This is a genomic window from Lentzea sp. NPDC051838, from assembly GCF_040681245.1.
Classification (GTDB): Bacteria; Actinomycetota; Actinomycetes; order Mycobacteriales; family Pseudonocardiaceae; genus Lentzea.
The window spans coordinates 1,125,053-1,145,419 of record NZ_JBFAYI010000001.1 but is presented as its reverse complement, the minus strand read 5'-3'; the positions used below and the strand labels follow the sequence as shown (position 1 = coordinate 1,145,419).

Below are 20,367 nucleotides of genomic sequence, written 5' to 3'. Positions count from 1 at the left end.
AACGCGTTCTACTTTGAGGGTGTGGTCACTGGACTCTGGAACATCGCTGCCGACCAGCCGGACCTGACCGCGCTGGTCGATCCGAGCGGTCGCGAGATCACCTACCGGGAGCTGGCGGCGGAGGCCGACCGCTACGGGCGCGGGTTCCAGGCCCTGGGGCTGGAACCCGGCGACAGCATCGTGCTGATGCTGCCGAACAGCGCCGAGCTGGTGGCGGTGTACTTCGCCGCCTACCAGACCGGCCTCTACGTCGTGATGGCCAACTGGCACCTGACCGGGGCCGAGGTCGCGTACCTCGTGCAGGACAGCGGCGCCAAGGCGTTCGTGGTCCACGAACGGTTCGCCGCGGCGGCAACGGAAGCGTCGGAGAGTCTCCCTGCCGACGCGAAGTACTCCGTCGGCGACATCGACGGCTTCACACCGCTCGCCAAGCTCGGCGAACAGGAGTCGGGCCGTCCGGACGTCCGCACGGCCGGCTCGCCGATGCTCTACACCTCGGGCACGACCGGTAGGCCCAAGGGCGTGCGCAGGCCGTTGACCGGCGCGGATCCTGACGTGATTCCGCCGAGCGCGCCGTGGTTCTTCGGCATCTTCGGCATCAAGCCGCACGACGGGCACGTGCACCTGTGCGGATCACCGCTGTACCACACGGCGGTGCTCAACTTCGTCGTCATCTCGATCCAGCTCGGCCACACCGCGGTGCTGATGGACCACTGGGCGCCCGAGGACATGCTGCGCCTGATCGAGCGGCACAAGGTCACCCACAGCCACATGGTGCCGACCCAGTTCCACCGCCTGCTGGCGCTGCCGGACGACATCAAGGCCAAGTACGACCTCGGCTCACTGCGCTCGATGATCCACGGCGCCGCGCCGTGCCCGCTCGAGGTCAAGCGTCGCATGCTCGACTGGTGGGGACCGGTCGTGATCGAGTACTACGCCGCGACCGAGGGCGGCGGCACCGCGATCTCCGCTCAGGAATGGCTGCGCAAACCGGGATCCGTCGGTCTGCCGTGGCCCACGTCGGAGATCAAGATCCTCGACGAGAGCGGCAACGACCTGCCGGTGGGGGAACGCGGCCTGGTCTACATGCGGATGGGCGACGCGACGTTCGAGTACCACAAGGACGCGGAGAAGACGAGGGCTGCTCGGGTCGGCAAGCTGTTCACGTTGCAGGACATCGGCTATTTGGATGAAGACGGCTACCTGTTCTTGTGCGACCGCAAGAACGACATGATCATCTCTGGTGGTGTGAACATCTACCCGGCGGAGATCGAGGGCGAGCTCGTGTGCCATCCCAAGGTCGCCGACGTGGCGGTGTTCGGCGTGCCGCACCCGGACTGGGGCGAGGAGATCAAGGCGGTCGTCCAGCCCGCGGACGGTGTCGTCGCGAACGATGAGCTGACCGAGGAGATCCTGGAGTTCGCGCGCACGAGGCTCGCGAAGTTCAAGCTGCCGCGCACGATCTCGTACCTGGCGGAACTGCCCCGCGACCCGAACGGCAAGCTGTACAAGCGAAAGCTCCGCGACCGTGCGTGACCTCATCAAGATGACGGACGCCGAGATCTCGGCGTTCCTGGACGGCCAGAAGACGTTGATCGTTGCCACCATCGGCCGCAACGGGCTGCCGCACCTCGCGCCGATGTGGTTCGCGGTGCTGGACGGCGAGATCGTGTTCTGCACGGACCGCAAGTCGCAGAAGATCGTGAACCTGCAACGAGATCCGCGCTGCAGCGTGCTCGCCGAGGCGGGGGAGACCTACGACCAGCTGCGCGGCGTGCACATGGAAGGTGTCACCGAGTTCCTCCCGGACCTCGGCCGAGTCGTGGACGCCGTGGTGGCGCGCAACTTCGGCGAGGTCGGCGACGGCGAGCAGGAGCGGGAAGCCCTGCGCAAGGCCATGTCGAGGCGCGTCGCCGTCGTCTTCCGTCCCACCAGGACGGCCAGCTGGGACCACCGGAAGCTGATGTCTGGAGTGACCCCATGACCCTGAACCGCCGTCAGGTGCTCGCCGGAGCCGGTCTCGCGCTGGCCTCCGGACTGGTCAGAACCTCGCCGGCCTCGGCCGACCTGGGTGAGTTCGACGTGGTGGTGGTCGGCGCCGGTGCGGCCGGCATGACCGCCGCGCTCACCGCGGCCAAACGAGGCCTGAGTTGTGTGGTGGTGGAGAAGGCGCCGACCTTCGGTGGTTCCGCCGCCAGGTCGGGTGCCGGTATCTGGATCCCCAACAACGAGATCATCCTCGCGGCCGGCATCCCGGACACGCCGGAGAAAGCGCGCCAGTACATGGCGGCCGTCGTCGGCGACATCCCTGCGGTCCGGCAACAGGCCTATCTGGCTCATGGGCCGCAGATGATCTCGTTCGTCATGCGCAACAGCCCGCTGCGGTTCCGGCACATGGACGGCTACAGCGACTACTACCCCGAGTACCCCGGCGGCATCGCGAAGGGCCGGTCGATCGAGCCGGAGATGATCGACGGCCGCATCCTCGGCGCCGAGCTTGCGAACCTCAACGCGCCCTACCTCGCCACTCCGGCCGGCATGGTGATCTACGGTGCCGACTACAAGTGGCTCGCTCTGGCTTTGGTCAACGCCAAGGGAGCCGCAACCGCCGCCGCTGCTCTGGCACGCGGAACGGCAGCCGCGTTGGCCGGTCAGAAGCCGTTGACGATGGGGCAGGCGTTGGCGGGCGGTCTGCGTGCCGGCCTGATGCAGGCGAACGTCCCGGTCTGGCTGAACACGGGCCTCGAAGATCTCGTCGTGGAGAACGGCGCGGTCCGTGGCGTGCTGACCTCGCGCGGGCTGGTTCGCGCACGTCGTGGCGTGATCATGGGATCCGGCGGCTTCGAGCACAACGCGTCGATGCGCGCGCAGTACCAACGGCAACCGATCGGTACTCAGTGGACGGTCGGCGCCAAGGAGAACACCGGCGACGGTCACCGCGCGGGCCTGCGCGCCGGTGCCGCGCTCGACCTGATGGACGACTCCTGGTGGGGCCCGGTGATCCCGACGCCCGGCTCGCCCTACTTCTGCCTCGCCGAACGCACCCTGCCCGGCGGCCTGATCATCAACGCGGCCGGCCGGCGGTTCGTCAACGAGGCAGCGCCGTACAGCGACGTCGTGCACACCATGTACGACAAGAACCCCACCGATCCGTGCATCCCGGCGTGGCTCGTCGTGGACCAGAACTATCGCAACAGGTACCTGTTCGCCGACGTCGCGCCCACCCTGCCGCTGCCGGATGCCTGGTACCAGGGCGGTGCGGTCGTGAAGAACTGGTCTCTGGACGGGCTGGCTTCGGCGATCGGTGTGCCCGGCAGTGCGTTGAAGGCGACCGTCAGCCGGTTCAACAACCAGGCTTTCACCGGCCGCGACACCGACTTCAAGCGCGGCGACAGCGCCTACGACCACTACTACACCGATCCGGCCGTGTTCCCGAACTCGTGCCTCGCGCCGCTGTGGGCGCCGCCGTACTACGCGTTCAAGATCGTGCCCGGCGATCTCGGCACCAAGGGTGGCATGGTCACGGATGCCCGTGCGCGCGTGCTGCGCCCAGATGGCTCGGTAATCCCCGGGCTGTATGCGGCGGGCAACGTGAGCTCGGCCGTGATGGGGCGGAGCTATGCCGGTGCGGGCTCGACTATCGGACCGGCGATGACGTTCGGATACATCGCGGCCAACGACATCTAGCCGCCAGTAGGGTCTTAGGGGAGCGCTCCCATAGACCCGAAACTGGAGGCACTGTGCGGTTGACGAGACGAGCACCGGCCACGCTCGCCGCTGTGGTGATGTTGGTGGGGTGGGCGGGGTCGGCGCAGGCAGCACCCTCGATGCTGATGGGCAGGGAAGGCGCTGCTGCTGGCCTCGCGAGCTCGGCGGAACTGGTCGGCCCCGAATCCACCCCGCCTGTCACCTGGGTACCGTGCCCGGACAACCCCGCCGGCGAGTGCGGCACCCTGAGCGTGCCCCTCGACTGGGCCAAGCCACGCGGCCCGCGCATCGACCTCGCGATCGCGCGCCACAAGGCAACAGACCCGGCCCGGCGCATCGGCGTGCTCATGGTCGACCCCGGCGGTCCGGGTGGCTCAGCGGCGGCGTTCGCGCTCTCCGGCCTGTTCAGCCCAGAGCTCCGCGCGCGGTTCGACATCGTCGGCATCGACTCGCGCGGCACCGGCGACAGCCTGGCCATCCGCTGCGCCGACCTGATGACCGACCGCCCGTCGATCTACCCGGCCGACGAGGCGGCGTTCACGACGTTGTTGCGCTTCAACCAGGGCGTGCTCGAGAAGTGCCGCGAGCGCAGCCCGATCTTCGACCACGCCGACAGCGCCCTGGTCGCCCAGGACATGGACGCGGCCCGGCGAGCCCTGGGCGAACAGAAGATCAGCTACTTCGGCCTGTCCTACGGCACGGTGTTCGGCCAGCTGTACGCGGAGAAGTTCGGCAACAGGGTCCGCGCGATGGTCTTGGACAGCGTCGTCGACCACAGTGCGGACGCGAAGCGGTTCGTGGGCGACCGGGCCGCGGCTGCCGACGACTCGTTCGCCGAGTTCGCGAAGTGGTGTGACCGCACGGAGTCCTGCGCCCTGCACGGACAGGACGTCTACCAAGCGTGGGAAGCCGCCCTCGTCCGCGCGGGCGATGACCGGCAGCGGCTGCTCGACTCGATGTACTTCGCGCTCAGGGATCCGGACTGGCAGTGGGCCGCGGAGCTGATCACCGGCGGGCAGAGGCTGGCGTTCGAGCCCAACTACGAGTCCGTGCGGCTGGCCACGGTCTGCCAGGACTTCACCCTGCGCATCAGGAACTTCGGCGAGTACCAGCGGCTGCGCGCAGAAGAGCTGCGCCGTTCGCCGGTCATGCGCGGCAGTTTCCTCGGCCACGACGAAGCCACCGCGTGCATCGGCGTATCTGGTCGGCCCACCAACTCGCCTCACCGCCTGGACATCCGCAACGCGCCCAAGATCCTCGTGCTCAGCGCGCGGCACGACCCCACGACCCCGTACGACTGGGCGGTCAACGTCCACCGCCAGGCGCGCAACACCGCGTTGCTGACCTACGAGGGTTGGGGCCACGTCGCCTACCCGCGCACCGCCTGCACCCGCGGTGGCGTCGACGCCTATCTCCTCGACCTCACGGTTCCGGCGAACAGCTGTCCGGCACCGAGGTAGGGTCCCCCGCGAGCACATTTCCTGGGGGAAGAGAGTTCATGCGTCGAATCGTGCTGTCCTTCTTCACATCACTCGTCCTGGTCGCCGCCACGCTGACCGCCGCGCAGGCGGCGACCACGACGACCGTCTCGTTCGTCGCGCATCAGGACGACGATCTGCTGTTCATGAACCCGGACATCGCATCGGACATCGAGGCCGGCTTCAACGTCTGGGTCGTCTACCTGACAGCGGGCGAGGTGCACACCAGGCCCGCCATGCCGTACGCGAACCAGCGCGTCGAAGGCGAGCGCGCCGCGTACGCCAAGGCCGCGCGCGTGGCGAACAACTGGACGTTCGAGGAGATGTGGTTCAACGGCCATCCGGTCGCGACCAACCGTCTCAACGGGACGAACGTGCGGCTGGTCTTCACCTACATCCACGCGGCGTCCGGTGGGTGCGACGGCGGTGGTGACCCGCAGGGCGACCTGTACAAGATGCTGCACTTCAGCCCGTACGTCGCCCGCCCGATCGACGGCAGGCCCGCGTACTCGGGGCCTACGTTCATCGGCATGCTGCACGCGATCCTGGAGCACGCGAAGCCGAACTACATCCGGTCCGGCAGCACGATCGGCCACCGCGACCGGCCCAACGGCGACCACGTCGACCACATCTCCGGGGCGCTCCTGACCGCCGAGGCGGACGTGGACGGTGCGCGCCGGACGTGGATCCGCCGCGACGAGTACACCGGCTACAACAGCAGGAACTTCCCGGAGAACGTGTTCGGCTACTGGCGGGACCGCAAGATCGAGATCTGGGACCAGTACTGGCCGCACGACCCCGAGGTGCAGCGGCTCTCGCACGAGTACGCGTTCAGCCGCCAGATCCGGCCGGAAGGACGGATCTTCCACCCCGGCACGGCGTGGGTGCCGCCGGGCGATTTCACCGTCCCGGGCTGCTAACGACCGTTGAACTCCGGCTTGCGTTTCGCGGCGAAGGCGCGAGGGCCCTCCTTCGCGTCCTCGCTGCGGAACACCTCCATGCCGAGCCGGGCGTCCACTTTGAACGCCTCGTTCTCGTGCATGGCCTCGGTTTCCCGCATGGTCTTCAGGATCGCCCGCACCGCCAGCGGTCCGTTCGCGGTGATCAGCTCGGCGAGTTCCATGGCCTTGTTCAAAGCCTCACCGTCCGGCACGACGTGACCGATCAGGCCGATCTCCTTGGCTTCGGGGGCTTTGATGTGCCGCCCGGTCAGCAGCAGGTCCGCCGCCACGGTGTACGGGATCTGGCGCGGTAGCCGCACCGCCGATCCGCCGAGCGGGAACAGGCCCCAGCGCGCCTCCGAGACGCCGAACCGCGCGCTCTCGCCGGCCACGCGGATGTCGGTCGCCTGAAGGATTTCCGTGCCGCCCGCGACCGCCGGGCCCTCCACCGCGGCGATGAGCGGTTTCGTCAATCGACGACCTTTGAGCAGCGGTTCGATGACCGAGAAGTCGAACTTCCCGTCGGACTCGCTGGGGTGGTTGGTGGTCATCGCTTTCAGATCCGCGCCCGCGCAGAACGAGCCGCCGGCGCCCGTGAGGATGCAGACGCGCACGTCGGGGTCGTTGTCCACGCGGTCCCAGGCCTCGCGCATGATCGCCATCATCGGACCCGACAGGGCGTTGCGGACCTCGGGCCGGTTCATCGTGACGACCAGAACGTTGCCGACCAAGTCCACCAACGCGTGGGGTTGGGTCGTAGTCGTCATTCGGGCGCCTCCTGGATCGAGTCTGACCGCACGGGGGATTGTCCAGAACAGTAACACGTTCTACTTTGCACAGCATGGCCCTCAACGTCGCAGACCTCGTTGAACACGCCGCTGACACCGTGCCCGACCGGACCGCGCTCGTGTGCGGGTCCAAGCGGGTCACCTATGCCGAACTCGAGACACGAGCCAACAAGCTGGCTCACCACCTGGCAAAGAACGGCGTGGAACAGGGATCGCACGTAGGGCTCTACGCACGCAACTCGATCGAGCTCGTCGAGGCGATGCTCGCCGTCTACAAGTTGCGCGCCGTAGCCATCAACGTGAACTACCGCTACACCAAGAACGAGTTGCAGTACTTGTTCGGGGAAGCGGACCTGGTCGCGCTCGTGCACGAACGGCGGTACGCGCCGTTGGTCGCGGAGGTCGGCGCTCCCGGCCACACCGTGGTGATCGACGACGAGACCGACGAGGACTTCGCCGGCGCCGACTACGAGACCGCGCTGGCAGACGAGACGGGCGATCGCGACTTCGCGCCGCGCAGCCCCGACGACCTCTACATCCTGTTCACCGGCGGCACGACCGGCATGCCCAAGGGCGTGATGTGGCGGCACGAGGACGTGTGGCGCACGCTCGGCGGCGGCATCGACTTCGTGACCGGCGAACGGCTCACCGACGAGTGGCACCAGGCCAAGTCGGGCAAGGACTACGGCCTCGTCCGGCTGTGTCTCCCGCCGCTGATCCACGGTGCCGCGCAGTGGGCCGTGCTGGGCGCCCTGTTCTGCGGCAGCACCGTGGTGCTGGTGCCGAAGTTCGACCCCGCGGAGATCTGGCGGGTGATCGAGCGGGAGAAGGTCCAGGTCGCGGCGATGACCGGCGACGCGATGGGCCGTCCGCTGATCGAGGAGTTCCAGCGCGGCTCGTACGACGGTTCGTCGTTGTTCATCCTCAACAGCAGCGCGGCGCTGTTCTCCTACCCGGTGAAGAAGCTGTACCAGGAGCTCCTGCCGCACACGACGTTGCTGGAGTCGATCGGGTCGAGCGAGACCGGGTCGACCGGCATCGGCGCGGTGCCCAAGGAGATCGTGAAGACCGACGGCACCAAGGTGAAGCTCAACGAGGACACCATCGTCATCGACGACGACGGCAAGAAGCTGGAACCGGTGCCGGGCGTCATCGGCAAGCTCGCGCGCGGCGGGCACATCCCGCTGGGCTACTACAAGGATCCCGAGAAGACCGCGCGGATGTTCGTGGAGGTCGACGGCAAGCGGTTCACGGTGCCCGGCGACTACGCGCGGTTCGAGGAGGACGGCGACATCACGCTGCTCGGCCGCGGGAACACCTGCGTGAACACCGGTGGCGAGAAGGTGTTCCCCGAAGAGGTCGAGGGTGTCCTGAAGTCGCACCCGGACGTGTTCGACGCGCTAGTGATCGGCATTCCCGACGAGCTGCTCGGCGAACGCATCGGCGCGATCGTGCACCCGCGTGAGGGTGCGTCGCCGACACTGTCCGAACTGGACGCTCACGTGCGGGAGACGCTCGCGGGCTACAAGGTGCCGCGGTCACTCTGGCTGGTCGACGAGATCGGCAGGACGCCCAGCGGGAAGCCGGACTACACCTGGGCGAAGCAGCACGTGGAAGAGCACGCACAGGAGGGCCAAGCCCGCGAGCGTGTGTGACCGGCTCGGCGTCGAACACTGCGGAGCAGCAATCAAACACAGCGGAGGACCATGCGCACCAGCCTGTGTGACCGGCTCGGCATCGAGCACCCGATCTTCGGCTTCACGCCGTCCGAGCATGTGGCGGCGGCGATCAGCCGGGCGGGCGGCCTCGGGGTGCTCGGGTGCGTGCGGTTCAACGACGCGGAAGACCTCGACCGCGCGTTGACGTGGATGGACGCCAACACCGACGGAAAACCGTACGGCGTCGACATCGTGATGCCCGCCAAGGTGCCGACCGAGGGCACCCAGGTCGACCTGTCGCAGCTCATCCCGCAGGGGCACCGCGACTTCGTGCAGCAGACGTTGCTGAAGCTCGGCGTGCCACCACTGCCCGAGGGCGAGGACAGCGAGGGCGTCCTCGGCTGGCTGCACTCGGTCGCGCGCTCCCACGTCGACGTGGCGTTGGAGCACCCGATCCGGCTGATCGCCAACGCGCTGGGCTCACCACCGGTCGACGTCATCGAGCGCGTGCACGCGGCCGGGGTGCCGGTGGCTGCCCTCGCGGGCAAAGCCGAGCACGCCCGCCGGCACGTCGAGAACGGCGTCGACATCGTGGTGGCACAGGGCTACGAGGCCGGTGGCCACACGGGTGAGATCGCGACGATGGTGCTCGTGCCGGAGATCGTCGACGCCGTGGACGTCCCGGTGCTCGCGGCGGGCGGGATCGGGTCGGGACGCCAGGCCGCGGCCGCGATGGCGTTGGGCGCGTCCGGTGTGTGGATGGGCTCGTACTGGCTGACGACCGCGGAGTACCAGCTGGGCAACTCCAGCACGCAGGAGGCGTTGCTCGCTGCCAGTTCCAGCGACACCGTGCGCACCCGCATCTACACCGGCAAACCCGCGCGGTTGCTGAAGACGCGGTGGACGGAGGCGTGGGGCAGCACCGACGCTCCGGAGCCGTTGCCCATGCCGTTGCAGAACCTGCTGGTCAGCGAGGCGCACCTGCGCATCGCCCGGTCCGACGACCCGTCCGTGGTGTCGATGCCGGTCGGACAGGTCGTCGGGCGGATGAACGAGGTCCGGCCGGTCGCCGAGGTGATGGCCGGACTGCTTCAGGAGTTCGACGAAACCCTCGAGCGACTCACCAAGCTGCGCTGAGCTTCAGGAGCTGGGCGGTCGCACCGCCCAGCTCGAACTCGGCCCGCTTCGCCGCGGTGAAGTACTTGTGCACCTCGTGGCTCATGTCGATGCCCGTGCCGCCGTGGACGTGGACGGCCGTGTGCGCCACCCGATGTCCGGCGTCGGCGGCCCAGAACTTCGCCGTCGCCACCTCGGCTTCCGCGTCCAGGCCCTCGGAGAGCCGCCAAGCCGCCTGCCAGAGCGTCAAACGGATCGCTGCGACGTCGATGTACGCATCAGCGAGGCGTTGCGCCACTGCCTGGAAGCTGCCGATCGGGCGGTCGAACTGCACACGGGTGCGCGCGTACTCGGCGGTGAGCTCCAACGCGCGTTCGGTGACGCCGAGCTGGAACGCGCACAGCCCCACCGTGTACCGCGTGATCAGCCACTCCGGGGTGAGCCCCTCGATCAACCGGCCGCCGGTGAACTCGAACGTGCCCGCCTCGGTTCCGTCGACCAGCTCTTGGACGCTGATGTCGAGGTCATCGGCTTCGACGAGAAAGACCTGGCCGTCATGGGCGACGAGGAAGGCCGAGGCGGTGGTGGCGAACGGGACCGTCGTCTTCGCGCCGTTCTCGTCCTCAGCGAGCGCCATCGACAGCACGGCGCCAGGATGTGGGGTGTCGTACTGCGCGAGCGCCTGTTGTGCCAGGACAGTCGGCAGGTAGGGGACATCAGCGACGGCACGGCCGAGCTCGACCAGGACCGCGCACTGCTCCAGGACGCCGAACTCGGTCGGGTCTTCCGGCACCACGCCCGACTTGACCAGGTCGAGCCAGGGGGTGTCCGACGTGTCGAGGATCTTGCGGGTCAGCGCGGCCAGTTCCCGTTGCGCCTCGGTCAGCGTGAAGTCCATGGCAGTCTCCCGTTATCGAGGCACGGCGGGCAGACCGAGACCGGCCCGCGCGATGATGTCCCGCTGGATCTCGTTGGTGCCGCCGCCGAACGTCAGGATCAGCGACGACCGGTGCATGCGCTCGACCCGGCCCTGCAGCAGAGCGCCGGGGGAGCCGCCGCGCACGATTCCGTTGGCGCCCAGCACTTCCATCAGCAGCCGGTAGCCCTCGGTCGCGAACTCGGTGCCGAACACCTTGGTCGCCGACGCTTCCGCGGGCGACGGCGCTTCGTCACCACCGGAGGCGATCCGCCAGTTGATGAGCTTCAGGAACTCGGTCTTGGCGTGCACGCGAGCGAGGTGCAGCCGGACCCATTCCTGTTTCACCGCACCGGTTTCGTCCGCCCATTGACGAACTTCCCGCAGCGCGGTCTGCAGGGGAGCGGCCGAGCAGAGGGCGACGCGTTCGTGGTTGAGCTGGTTGGTGATGAGCTTCCAGCCCTTGTGCTCCTCGCCGATCAGGTTCGACGCGGGCACGCGCACGTTGTCGTAGAAGGTGGCGCTGGTGGTGGGCCCGGACATGGTCGGCACGGGCGTCCACGAGAAGCCGGGATCGGTGGTCGGCACGATGATGATGCTCAAACCCCTGTGCCGCTGCGACTCCTGGTCGGTGCGGCAGGCGAGCCACACGTAGTCCGCGTACTGGATGAGGCTCGTCCACATCTTCTGGCCGTTGATGACGTAGTCGTCGCCGTCCCGGACCGCGCGCGTCTTCAGCCCGGCCAGGTCGGTGCCGGCTTCGGGCTCCGAGTAGCCGATCGCGAAGTGGATCTCCCCGGACGCGATCCGAGGCAGGTAGAACGCCTTCTGCTCCGGTGTTCCGTACGCCATGATCGTCGGCCCGATCGAGTTCAGCGTCAGGAACGGCACGGGCGCGCCGGCGGCGGAGGCCTCGTCCAGGAAGATCAGCTGCTCGATCATCGGCCGGTCCCGGCCGCCGTACTCGAGGGGCCAGCCGATGGTGAGCCAGCCGTCGAGCCCCATCTGGCGGACGGTGTCCTTGTAGACCTCGGCATCGCCGTAGTCGCTGCTGCCGGCGAGTCCTGCCCGGCGTTCCGGCGTCATGAGCGCGGCGAAGTACGCCCGCAACTCCTGGCGCAACTGCTCCTGTTCGGGCGTGAAACCGATGCGCATGACCGCTACTCTAGAACAAGTTCTACTTGCTGTCAGGAGGCTGCGATGAAGGTCGAAGTCGACCCGGCGCTGTGCGAGGCGCACGGCGAGTGCATGGCGATCCTGCCCGAGGTGTTCGACCTCGACGATGACGAGATTTTGCAGATCCGGGACGGTGAGCTCGCCAACGGCGAAGTGGGGCAGGCCGAACGCGCGGTCGCGTCGTGCCCGATGGGCGCGCTGCGGCTCTCACGCTGATGGACCTTGTCATGAACAGGAACAGATTCTAGTGTGCGACGGGTACTCAGTGCCGATGAGGAGTCTCTTGTGGACCTTGCGGGGAAGGTCGCGGTAGTCACGGGCGCGGGCGCCGGACTCGGTCGAGCCGAAGCACTGGAGCTGGCGAGAGCCGGTGCGTCGCTCGTCCTCAACGACCTGCCGGGCTCGGCCGACGCCGCTGCGGCCGAGATCGAGGAGCTGGGCGCCAAGTGCGTGGTGGTCGAGGGTGACGTGGGCGAACGCAGCACCGCGGACGCGCTCGTCTCCGCCGCGATCGAACACTTCGGTGGCCTGCACGTGCTCGTGAACAACGCCGGTGTGCTGCGCGACCGCATGCTCTTCAACATGACCGACGAGGAGTGGGACCTGGTGGTCAAGGTCCACCTGCGCGGCCACTTCCTGTTGTCGCGCAACGCGGTCTCGTTGTGGAAGCAGCAGTCCAAGGCGGCGGGCGAACCTGTCTACGCGCGGATCGTCAACACGTCGTCGGAAGCGTTCCTGCTGGGCAGCGAAGGCCAGGCCAACTACGCCGCGGCCAAAGCGGGCATCGCCGCGCTGACGGTCGCGACCGCACGAGGCAGCTCTCGCTACGGCGTCAAAGCCAACGCGATCTGCCCCAGGGCACGTACCCAGATGACCGCGCATGTGTTCGGGGACGCGCCAGAGGGCGACGACTCGTTGGCACCCGAGCACGTCGCGAAGTTCGTCAAGCACTTGGCAGGCCCGTCCGGCGACAAGATCACTGGTCAGGTGTTCGTCGTGCACGGTGGCATGGTCGCGCTGATGGCGCCGCCCACGGTGGAGCGGAAGTTCGACGCCTTCACCGATCTCGACGGCTACTTCGCCGACCGCGATCCGCAGAAGTCTTTCGCCTGTACTGAAACGATGTCCTTGTAGGAGGAGCTGTGACGCTCACCGTCCAACCGCATCGCGAGACGCTGGGTCTGAAGGACGGGCGGCTCCTGATCGGCGGCGAGTTCAGGGAAGCCGACGAGACCTGGACCCACCACCACCCGGCGACCGGCGAGGAGATCGGCAGCTTCGCCGTCGCGTCGGCCAAGGACGTCGACGCCGCGGTGATGGCCGCGCGCAAGGCGTTCGACGAGGGCTCGTGGGGGAGGTCGAAGGCCGGCGAGCGCATCAAGATCCTCCGCAGGTACGGCGACCTGCTGCGGGAACACGCGGACGAGCTGCGCGGCCTGCAGGCGTTGGACAACGGCGTCCCGCTGTCGTTCGGCCAGATCTACGCGACCTCGGTCGGCATCGCGGCGGACATCTTCGACCACCACGCCGGCTGGATCGACAAGGTCGGTGGCCAGACGCTGCCGCCGTACCAGGGCGGCGACCACCTGGCGATGACGTTCCGCGAACCGGTCGGCGTCGTCGCGGCGGTCCTGCCGTGGAACGCGCCGTTCGTGCTGTTCGCCCAGAAACTCGCGCCCGCGCTGGCAGCCGGCTGCACGGTCGTGGTGAAGCCGTCGGAGTACGCGAGTTTCTGCGTGATCCGCATGGTGGAGCTGCTGATCGAGGCAGGACTGCCGGAAGGCGTGGTGAACCTCGTCACCGGCCCCGGCAACCCGACCGGTGAAGCGCTGATCACCCACCCCGGCGTCGACAAGATCAGCTTCACGGGCAGCCGCGCGGTCGGCCGCAGGATCGTCGAAGCGTCGGCAGGCACGATGAAGCGCGTTTCCCTGGAGCTGGGCGGGAAGTCGCCCGCACTCGTGTTCGCGGACGCGCCGAACGTAGGCCTCGCCGCGATGACCTGCATGGGCATGGTCACGATGGGCCTGTCCGGTCAGGCGTGCGTCGCGCACACCCGCGCACTCGTGGCGCGCGAGGTCCAGGACGAGTTCGTGAACATGGCCCAGATGCTCGCGACCGCGGTGACGTTCGGCGACCCGTTCGACCCCGCTGTGCTCGCGGCGCCGCTGATCAACGCCAAGCAACTGGACCGCGTTCTCGGCTACATCGAGAAGGGCCAGGAGGACGGCGCTCGACTGGTCACCGGCGGCACAAGGCTCGACGGCGACTACGCGTCCGGAAACTTCGTCGCCCCAACGATTTTCGCCGACGCGAGCAACGACATGACGATCGCCCGCGACGAGATCTTCGGTCCGGTGCTCACCGTCGTGCCGTTCGACGACGAAGAGGAAGCCATCCGTATCGCCAACGACACCGAGTACGGCCTGGGCGCCGGTATCTACACGAACGACGTGCGCAGGGCGTTCCGCGTCTCGAAGCGGCTGCGGGTCGGCATGGTCGGCATCAACGGGTTCCAGCTCGAACCGCACGTGCCGTTCGGCGGCTACAAGCAGTCCGGGCTGGGCCGCGAGGGCGGGCAGAGCGCCTACGAGGCCTACACCGAGCTCAAGACCGTGATGATGCCGCTGACCGACGAGCTGATGTAGATGAGGCTCGCAGGCAAAACCGCGCTGATCACCGGCGCGGCCCGAGGTCAGGGCGCAGCCGCGGCCAGGAGGTTCGCGGCAGAAGGCGCGCGGGTGATGATCACCGACGTCCTCGACGACCAAGGCAAGGAGCTCGCGGCAGAACTGGGCTCAGAGTCTGACACTGCGTATTGCCACCTCGACGTGTCGAACGAGGACGAGTGGGCCGAGGCCATCGCGTTCACGATCAGCACGTTCGGCGACATCTCGGTTCTCGTGAACAACGCGGGCATTCTGCACTTCTCGGCGCTCGCGGACACGACGCTCGCGGACTACCAACGCGTGATCGGCATCAACCAGGTCGGCACGTTCCTCGGCATGCGCGCGGTCGTCGAGTCGATGACGCGCGCCGGTGGTGGATCCATTGTGAACGTATCGAGTGTCGAGGGTCTCGGCGGCATGCCGTACCTGGTTGCTTACACCGCAAGCAAGTTCGCGATCCGCGGGATGACCAAAGTGGCCGCGATGGAGCTCGGCCAGCACGGCATCCGGGTCAACTCGGTGCATCCGGGCGCGATCAACACCCCGATGGTCGGGGAGGCGCTCGGACGGCCGGTCGACATCTCGCCGATCGGCAAGAAGGTCGCGCTGCGCAGGGTCGGCCAGCCGGACGACGTCGCGAACGTGGTGCTGTTCCTGGCGAGCGATGACAGCGCCTACTGCACCGGCGCCGAGTTCGCTGTGGACGGAGGGGCGACCGCCACTCACGCTCTCAGCTGAAACCGGTATCACGGGGGGCGGCTGCGCGATCCTCTGGATAGGGAACTATCTGGGGGATTTATGGCAAGGCGTGAACGTCCGTTGGTGTCGGGCGACGAGATCCTGCTGCGGTTCGCGGCGGACCTGCGCAAACTGCGCGAGAAGGCGGGCAACCCGACCTACCGGGAGCTGTCCGGGCTCGCGCACTACTCGGCGGCGAGCCTGTCGCAGGCCGCCGCGGGCCACAAGCTGCCGAGCCTCGCGGTGCTGGTCGCGTATGTCCGGGTGTGCGACGGCGACGAGGCCGAGTGGACGGAGCGCTGGCACGAGGTGTCGGCCGCGCTGGCCCGGCCGCCGGAGCCCGACGAGGACGCGCCGTACGTGGGGCTGGCGGCGTTCCAGGCGGAGGACGCCGACCGGTTCTTCGGCCGCGAACGCCTGGTCGACGAACTGGTCGCGCGGGTCGCCGAACATCGCCTGGTGACGGTCATCGGCGCGTCCGGAGCGGGCAAGTCGTCGTTGCTGCGGGCCGGGCTGATCCCGAGGTTCGACGGTCCGGCGGTCGTGATCACCCCTGGCACAGCTGTTCCGGACGGCGACGGTCTGGTCGTGGTCGATCAGTTCGAGGAGATCTTCACGCTGTGCCCCGACGAGGCCGAGCGTGCCGAGTACATCTCCGCGCTGCTCACCACCCGTCGTCGCGTGGTGCTCGGGCTGCGGGCGGACTTCTACCAGCACTGCCTCGCGCATCCGGAGCTGCTCGCGGTGCAGGTGCCCGTCGGCCCGATGACGGCGGAGGAGCTGCGGCAGGCGGTCACGCGTCCCGCCACGTCCGCCGGACTGGCCATCGAGACCGCGCTGATGGCCCAGGTGGCTGTTGATGCGGCAGGTCAAGCCAGCGCGTTGCCGTTGGTGTCGCACGCGTTGCTGGAGACCTGGCGCCGACGTCGTGGCAACACCCTGACGTTGCTCGGCTACGAGGCCGCGGGCGGGATCCGGGGCGCGGTGGCCAAGACCGCCGAGGACGCGTACCAGGCGCTCGACGACCGGCAGCGGGTGCTCGCGCGCCAAGTCTTCCTGCGGTTGACCGCACCAGGTGAGGGCACCGAGGACACCAAGCGACGGGTTTCCCGCGACGAGTTGGATTCCGACACGAACGACGTGCTCGACGGACTCGCTGCCGCCCGTCTGGTCACAGTCGACGAGGCGGGTGTCGAGATCTCGCACGAGGCGTTGATCCGCACCTGGCCGCGGCTGCGGGAGTGGATCTCCGAGGATCGCGAGGGTCTGCGCGTGCACCGGCAGCTCACCACGGCCGCGCAGGCCTGGGAAGCGGTGGGCGAGGACGACGGCTCGGTGTACCGGGGGACCAGGCTGGCGTTGGCCAAGGACTGGGCCGAGCGCAACCCGCAGGCGCTGAACGCCACCGAACGCCGCTTCCTCGCCGCCGGTGTTGTTGCCGCGGAACGAGAACGCACCGCCGAACGGCTTCGTGCCCGCACGTTGCGCCGGCTTGTCGCTCTGCTGTCGGTGCTGTTGTTGGTGGCGGTAGGCGCTTCCGTGTACGCCGTGCGGTCGGAGAGCAACGCGACCGAGCAACGGAACTCCGCTCTGTCCCGTGACGTCGCGACCCAGGCGGCCGCGTTGAGGTCGGTCAACCCGTCGCTCGCCGCCCAGCTGAGCCTGGCCGCGTACCGGTTGAGCCCGACGGTGGAAGCGCGCGGCAGTCTGCTCAGCGCCTTCTCGTCGCCGTATCGCGTGCCGCTCACCGGCCACAGCGGCTGGGTTTTGACCACGACGTTCAGCCCGGACGGCCAGTTGCTCGCCACCGCGGGCATGGACCGGTCGATCCGGTTGTGGGACACCAAGACGCTGACCGAGCTCACGACGTTGAACGACGTCGGCGGTGCGGTGAGCGGTCTCGCGTTCAGCAGTGACGGACAACGGATGGCGGCCGGGCTGTCGTCCGGTGAGGTTCGCTTGTGGGACATGACAGATCGCCGTTCGCCGCAGCCGCTCGCCACCGTGAAGGCGCACGCGGACGGCGTCTACAAGGTCGTGTTCAGCCCGGACGTGCGCACGCTCGTCTCCGTCGGCGCGGACGGCCTGGCTCGGTTGTGGGACTTGGCCGAACCAACGTCTCCGTCGCAACTGTCCGAGGCGCGTGGTCACTCCGGGCCGATCGGGGCGTTGGCGATGAGTCCGGACGGCCGCATGATCGCGACGGGCGGAGACGACGACACGGCACGCGTGTGGGACATCTCCGACCGGCACAACCCGCGCCAGGTCGGCATGATCACCGCACACACCGACTCGGTCGAGTCCGTGGCGTTCAGCCCTGACGGCAAGATGCTGGCCACCGCCGGTTTCGACCACAGCGCGAGGTTGTGGGACCTCAACGGTTTGACGCCGCTGTCGACGTTGCAGGGGCACGGCGAACCCGTGCAGGGCATCGCGTTCAGCCCGGACGGCCGGATGCTCGCGTCGGTCGGCTGGGACCACCTCGGCGTGGTCTGGGACATCACGGATCCGCGCAAGGTCGTCAAGGTCAGCCAGGTCACCGGGCACACGAACGTGGTGTGGGGCGTGGCTTTCAGCCCGGACAGCCGCAGCCTGGCCACCGCGAGCGCCGACCGCACGGTGCTCGTCTCGGACCTGCCGGGACCGGTGCTGGCCGGGCACGCCGGCGGGGTGTGGACGGCCCCGTTCAGCCCGGACGGCAAGACGGTCGCGACCGGCAGCGAGGATCGCACCGCACGTCGCTGGGACGTCAGCGATCCGTTCCACCCGGTGTTGCGCGAAACCCTGTCGGGACACCAGCACGAGGTGAAGATGGCGGCGTTCAACGGTTCGACGCTCGCCACTGCCAGCATCGACGGGACCATCCGGCTGTCGAACGGCGCTGTGTTCACCCACCCGGATCCGTTGCGCGCGGTGGCGCTGACTCCCGATGGGAAGATCGTGGCGGGCGCGGGTACCGAACACGCGGTGCGGTTGTGGGACGTGTCGTCGGGCGAACCGGTCTCGGTGATCGACGACTTCACCGACGCGATCCCGATGATCAGGTTCAGCCCCGGCGGCCGGGTGCTCGCGGTGGCGATGACCGATCTGGTGCGGCTCTACGACGTCACGGATCCGGCGCATCCGCGCAGGCTCGGCGAGGCACGCGGCCACACCGACCGCGTCTACTCGATGTCGTTCGCTCCGGACGGCCGGACGCTCGCCACCGCGGGAATCGACCGCACCGCGCAGTTGTGGGACATCAGCGATCCCGGCTCACCACGCCACCTCTCCACCGCCTCCGGTCACCTCGACGCGATCTGGTCGGTGACGTTCAGCCCAGACGGCCGCACCCTGGCGACCGCAAGTTTCGACCGCACAGCACGGTTGTGGGACGTCTCCTCAGTTGGTTCACCGACGCTTTCGGCTGTGCTGAGCGGACACGAGGACCGCGTGTACTCCGTCGCGTTCAGTCCGGACGGCCGGGTGCTCAGCACCGGCAGCGAGGACGACACCGCACGGCTGTGGGAGGTGGACCCTGAGCGGGTGGCCGAACGGATCTGTGCGAAGCCTCATCCGACGATCACACCTCAGGAGTGGCAGAAGTACTTCCCCGGTCTCGATTTCAGCCCGCCCTGTCGGTGAGCTGAGTGCAACCTCGGAGATCCTCTCGGCGTCTGAGTGATCGAGAGGTTCGAACTGGGGAGCAACATTTGAAATCGATACTGGTCACGGCTGCGCTGCTGATCGGTTTGGCACCGGCTGCCGTCGCGGCGGAGGAAGCGGCGACACCGGTGCTGTCCTGGCAGGACTGTCAGGACGGGTTCCAGTGCGCGACCGCGAAGGTGCCGCTGGACTACGACCAGCCGTTCGGCACCAAGATCGACCTCGCGGTCATCCGCCTGCCCGCGACGGATCCTTCGAAGCGCATCGGCTCGTTGTTCGTGAACTTCGGCGGTCCGGGCGCGTCCGGCGTGGACCGGCTGCGGGGGCGCGGCAAGTGGGAGTGGCTGTTCTCGCCGGAGCTGCGGGCGCGGTTCGACGTGGTGTCGTGGGATCCGCGCGGCATCGGGCGTTCCGCGACGGTGCGGTGCTTCGACAGCGTCGAGGAGCAGCAGAGCTTCCTCAACTCCATTCCGGTCTACCCGGACACCGCGGCTCAGGAGCCGGCGTTCTACGAGGGCTATCGGGAGTTCGTGCGGCGCTGCGAGGCGAAGTCCGGTGATCTGCTGGACCACGTCTCGTCCGCCAACACGGCGCGCGACCTGGATCTGCTGCGCAAGGCGGTCGGCGACAAGAAGCTGACGTACCACGGCATTTCCTACGGTACGCATCTCGGCGCGATCTACGCGAACATGTTCCCGGACAAGGTTCGCGCGTTCGCGTTCGACGGCTCGCTCGACTTCATCGGCAACGCGACCGGGCACGGCAACCAGGGCACCACGGTGCCGCTGGACACGCGTCAGGACGTGCCGCGCGGGGTCGCCGAGACGTTCGACCAGTTCTTGTCGTTGTGTGCGGCGCCTGGTGCGAAGTGCGCGTTCGCGGGTGGCGACCTGAAGCAGAAGTGGGCTTCTCTGGTGGCCAAGGTGACGGCTTCCCCGGTCTCCACTCCGGACGGCCGGTTCGACCGCGTCACGTTGATCAGCACCGTCTGGGACGCGTTGGCGCAGCCCGAGACCTGGCAGGACACTGCCAGGATCCTGCAGGGCATCTGGGACGCTCCGGCAACGCTCCGAGCGGCCGGCGAGCCGTACATCACCAACCGGTTCGAGGGGTTCAACGCGGTTCAGTGCTCCGACAGCGACTTCCCGCGTGACACCGCCGCGTACACGGCGTACGGCAGCAGCGAGGACCAGCGCGTGCCGTACTGGGGCCGTGCGGTCGTCTACGACATGATGGCCTGCGCGTTCTGGCAGGGTCGCGACGACGACCGCTTCACCGGTCCGTGGAACCGCTGGACTTCGGCGCCGATCCTGTTCATCAACAGCAGGTTCGACCCGTCGACGCCGCTGCACGGTGCTCGTGACGGTGCTGCCGAGATGTCTCGCACCGGGTTCCTGACGGTCGAGGGCTACGGGCACACGTCGATGTACGTGCGCAGTGCGTGTGCGGAGAAGGTCAAGCGGGAATACCTGTTCACCGGGGTTTTGCCCGCGCAGAAGACCTGTGGCATCGACAAGGGCCCGTTCGCGTAGCT

16 protein-coding genes are annotated in these 20,367 nt (G+C 68.1%); 13 read left to right on the top strand and 3 right to left on the bottom strand.

What is annotated here, in order from left to right:
• The first annotated feature begins 21 nt into the window (after nucleotides 1–21).
• The 5 genes from AB0M24_RS05215 (at nucleotide 22) to AB0M24_RS05195 (ending at nucleotide 6,106) form a co-directional block, all read left to right on the top strand.
• Nucleotides 22–1,536 (top strand): acyl-CoA synthetase, encoded by a 1,515-nt coding sequence (locus AB0M24_RS05215; RefSeq protein WP_363761251.1) that lies wholly within the window; start codon nucleotides 22–24, stop codon nucleotides 1,534–1,536.
• Nucleotides 1,529–1,984, top strand: a complete 456-nt coding sequence (locus AB0M24_RS05210; protein ID WP_363761249.1) for a pyridoxamine 5'-phosphate oxidase family protein — start codon at nucleotides 1,529–1,531, stop codon at nucleotides 1,982–1,984. Before AB0M24_RS05215 ends, AB0M24_RS05210 begins: the two co-directional genes overlap by 8 nt.
• Nucleotides 1,981–3,687, top strand: a complete 1,707-nt coding sequence (gene kstD / locus AB0M24_RS05205; RefSeq protein WP_363761247.1) for a 3-oxosteroid 1-dehydrogenase — start codon at nucleotides 1,981–1,983, stop codon at nucleotides 3,685–3,687. The genes AB0M24_RS05210 and kstD overlap by 4 nt, the downstream gene beginning before the upstream one ends.
• A gap of 98 nt (nucleotides 3,688–3,785) precedes the next feature.
• Nucleotides 3,786–5,168 (top strand): alpha/beta hydrolase, encoded by a 1,383-nt coding sequence (locus AB0M24_RS05200; protein WP_363761576.1) that lies wholly within the window; start codon nucleotides 3,786–3,788, stop codon nucleotides 5,166–5,168.
• A gap of 38 nt (nucleotides 5,169–5,206) precedes the next feature.
• Nucleotides 5,207–6,106 (top strand): PIG-L family deacetylase, encoded by a 900-nt coding sequence (locus AB0M24_RS05195; RefSeq protein WP_363761245.1) that lies wholly within the window; start codon nucleotides 5,207–5,209, stop codon nucleotides 6,104–6,106.
• Here the strand turns inward: AB0M24_RS05195 and AB0M24_RS05190 are convergent.
• Entirely contained in the window at nucleotides 6,103–6,894 is a 792-nt protein-coding gene (locus tag AB0M24_RS05190) for a crotonase/enoyl-CoA hydratase family protein (protein ID WP_363761243.1), read from the bottom strand. The two genes, AB0M24_RS05195 and AB0M24_RS05190, sit on opposite strands and share 4 nt — an antisense overlap.
• Before the next feature lie 74 nt (nucleotides 6,895–6,968).
• Here AB0M24_RS05190 and AB0M24_RS05185 point away from each other — a divergent pair, with 74 nt between their 5' ends.
• Nucleotides 6,969–8,570 carry an acyl-CoA synthetase gene (locus tag AB0M24_RS05185; protein WP_363761241.1) on the top strand — a complete coding sequence of 534 codons (1,602 nt, stop codon included), beginning with the start codon at nucleotides 6,969–6,971 and terminating at the stop codon, nucleotides 8,568–8,570.
• 51 nt (nucleotides 8,571–8,621) lie between these two features.
• Entirely contained in the window at nucleotides 8,622–9,710 is a 1,089-nt protein-coding gene (locus AB0M24_RS05180; RefSeq protein ID WP_363761240.1) for a nitronate monooxygenase family protein, read from the top strand.
• Here the strand turns inward: AB0M24_RS05180 and AB0M24_RS05175 are convergent.
• Nucleotides 9,694–10,587 carry an acyl-CoA dehydrogenase gene (locus AB0M24_RS05175; protein ID WP_363761238.1) on the bottom strand — a complete coding sequence of 298 codons (894 nt, stop codon included), beginning with the start codon at nucleotides 10,585–10,587 and terminating at the stop codon, nucleotides 9,694–9,696. The genes AB0M24_RS05180 and AB0M24_RS05175 overlap by 17 nt on opposite strands.
• 12 nt (nucleotides 10,588–10,599) lie before the next feature.
• The gene (locus tag AB0M24_RS05170; RefSeq protein ID WP_363761236.1) at nucleotides 10,600–11,760 is read right to left on the bottom strand and encodes an acyl-CoA dehydrogenase family protein; all 1,161 of its coding nucleotides are present in this window, start codon (nucleotides 11,758–11,760) and stop codon (nucleotides 10,600–10,602) included.
• A 45-nt stretch (nucleotides 11,761–11,805) separates the two neighbouring features.
• Between AB0M24_RS05170 and AB0M24_RS05165 the strand changes: the two genes are divergently transcribed.
• The 6 genes from AB0M24_RS05165 (at nucleotide 11,806) to AB0M24_RS05140 (ending at nucleotide 20,365) form a co-directional block, all read left to right on the top strand.
• A complete protein-coding gene (locus AB0M24_RS05165; RefSeq protein ID WP_363761234.1) occupies nucleotides 11,806–11,997 on the top strand; it encodes a ferredoxin in 192 nt (63 codons plus the stop codon).
• Nucleotides 11,998–12,066: 69 nt separating this feature from the next.
• Nucleotides 12,067–12,915, top strand: a complete 849-nt coding sequence (locus tag AB0M24_RS05160; RefSeq protein ID WP_363761232.1) for an SDR family NAD(P)-dependent oxidoreductase — start codon at nucleotides 12,067–12,069, stop codon at nucleotides 12,913–12,915.
• Nucleotides 12,916–12,923: 8 nt separating this feature from the next.
• On the top strand, nucleotides 12,924–14,429 hold the full coding sequence (locus AB0M24_RS05155; RefSeq protein WP_363761230.1) for an aldehyde dehydrogenase family protein: 1,506 nt from the start codon (nucleotides 12,924–12,926) through the stop codon (nucleotides 14,427–14,429).
• Nucleotides 14,430–15,188: a glucose 1-dehydrogenase gene (locus tag AB0M24_RS05150; RefSeq protein ID WP_363761228.1), complete on the top strand. Its 759-nt coding sequence runs from the start codon at nucleotides 14,430–14,432 to the stop codon at nucleotides 15,186–15,188.
• Between the two features lie 60 nt (nucleotides 15,189–15,248).
• The gene (locus AB0M24_RS05145; protein ID WP_363761226.1) at nucleotides 15,249–18,812 is read left to right on the top strand and encodes a hypothetical protein; all 3,564 of its coding nucleotides are present in this window, start codon (nucleotides 15,249–15,251) and stop codon (nucleotides 18,810–18,812) included.
• Nucleotides 18,813–18,880: 68 nt separating this feature from the next.
• Nucleotides 18,881–20,365: an alpha/beta hydrolase gene (locus tag AB0M24_RS05140; protein ID WP_363761224.1), complete on the top strand. Its 1,485-nt coding sequence runs from the start codon at nucleotides 18,881–18,883 to the stop codon at nucleotides 20,363–20,365.
• Nucleotides 20,366–20,367 lie beyond the last annotated feature (2 nt).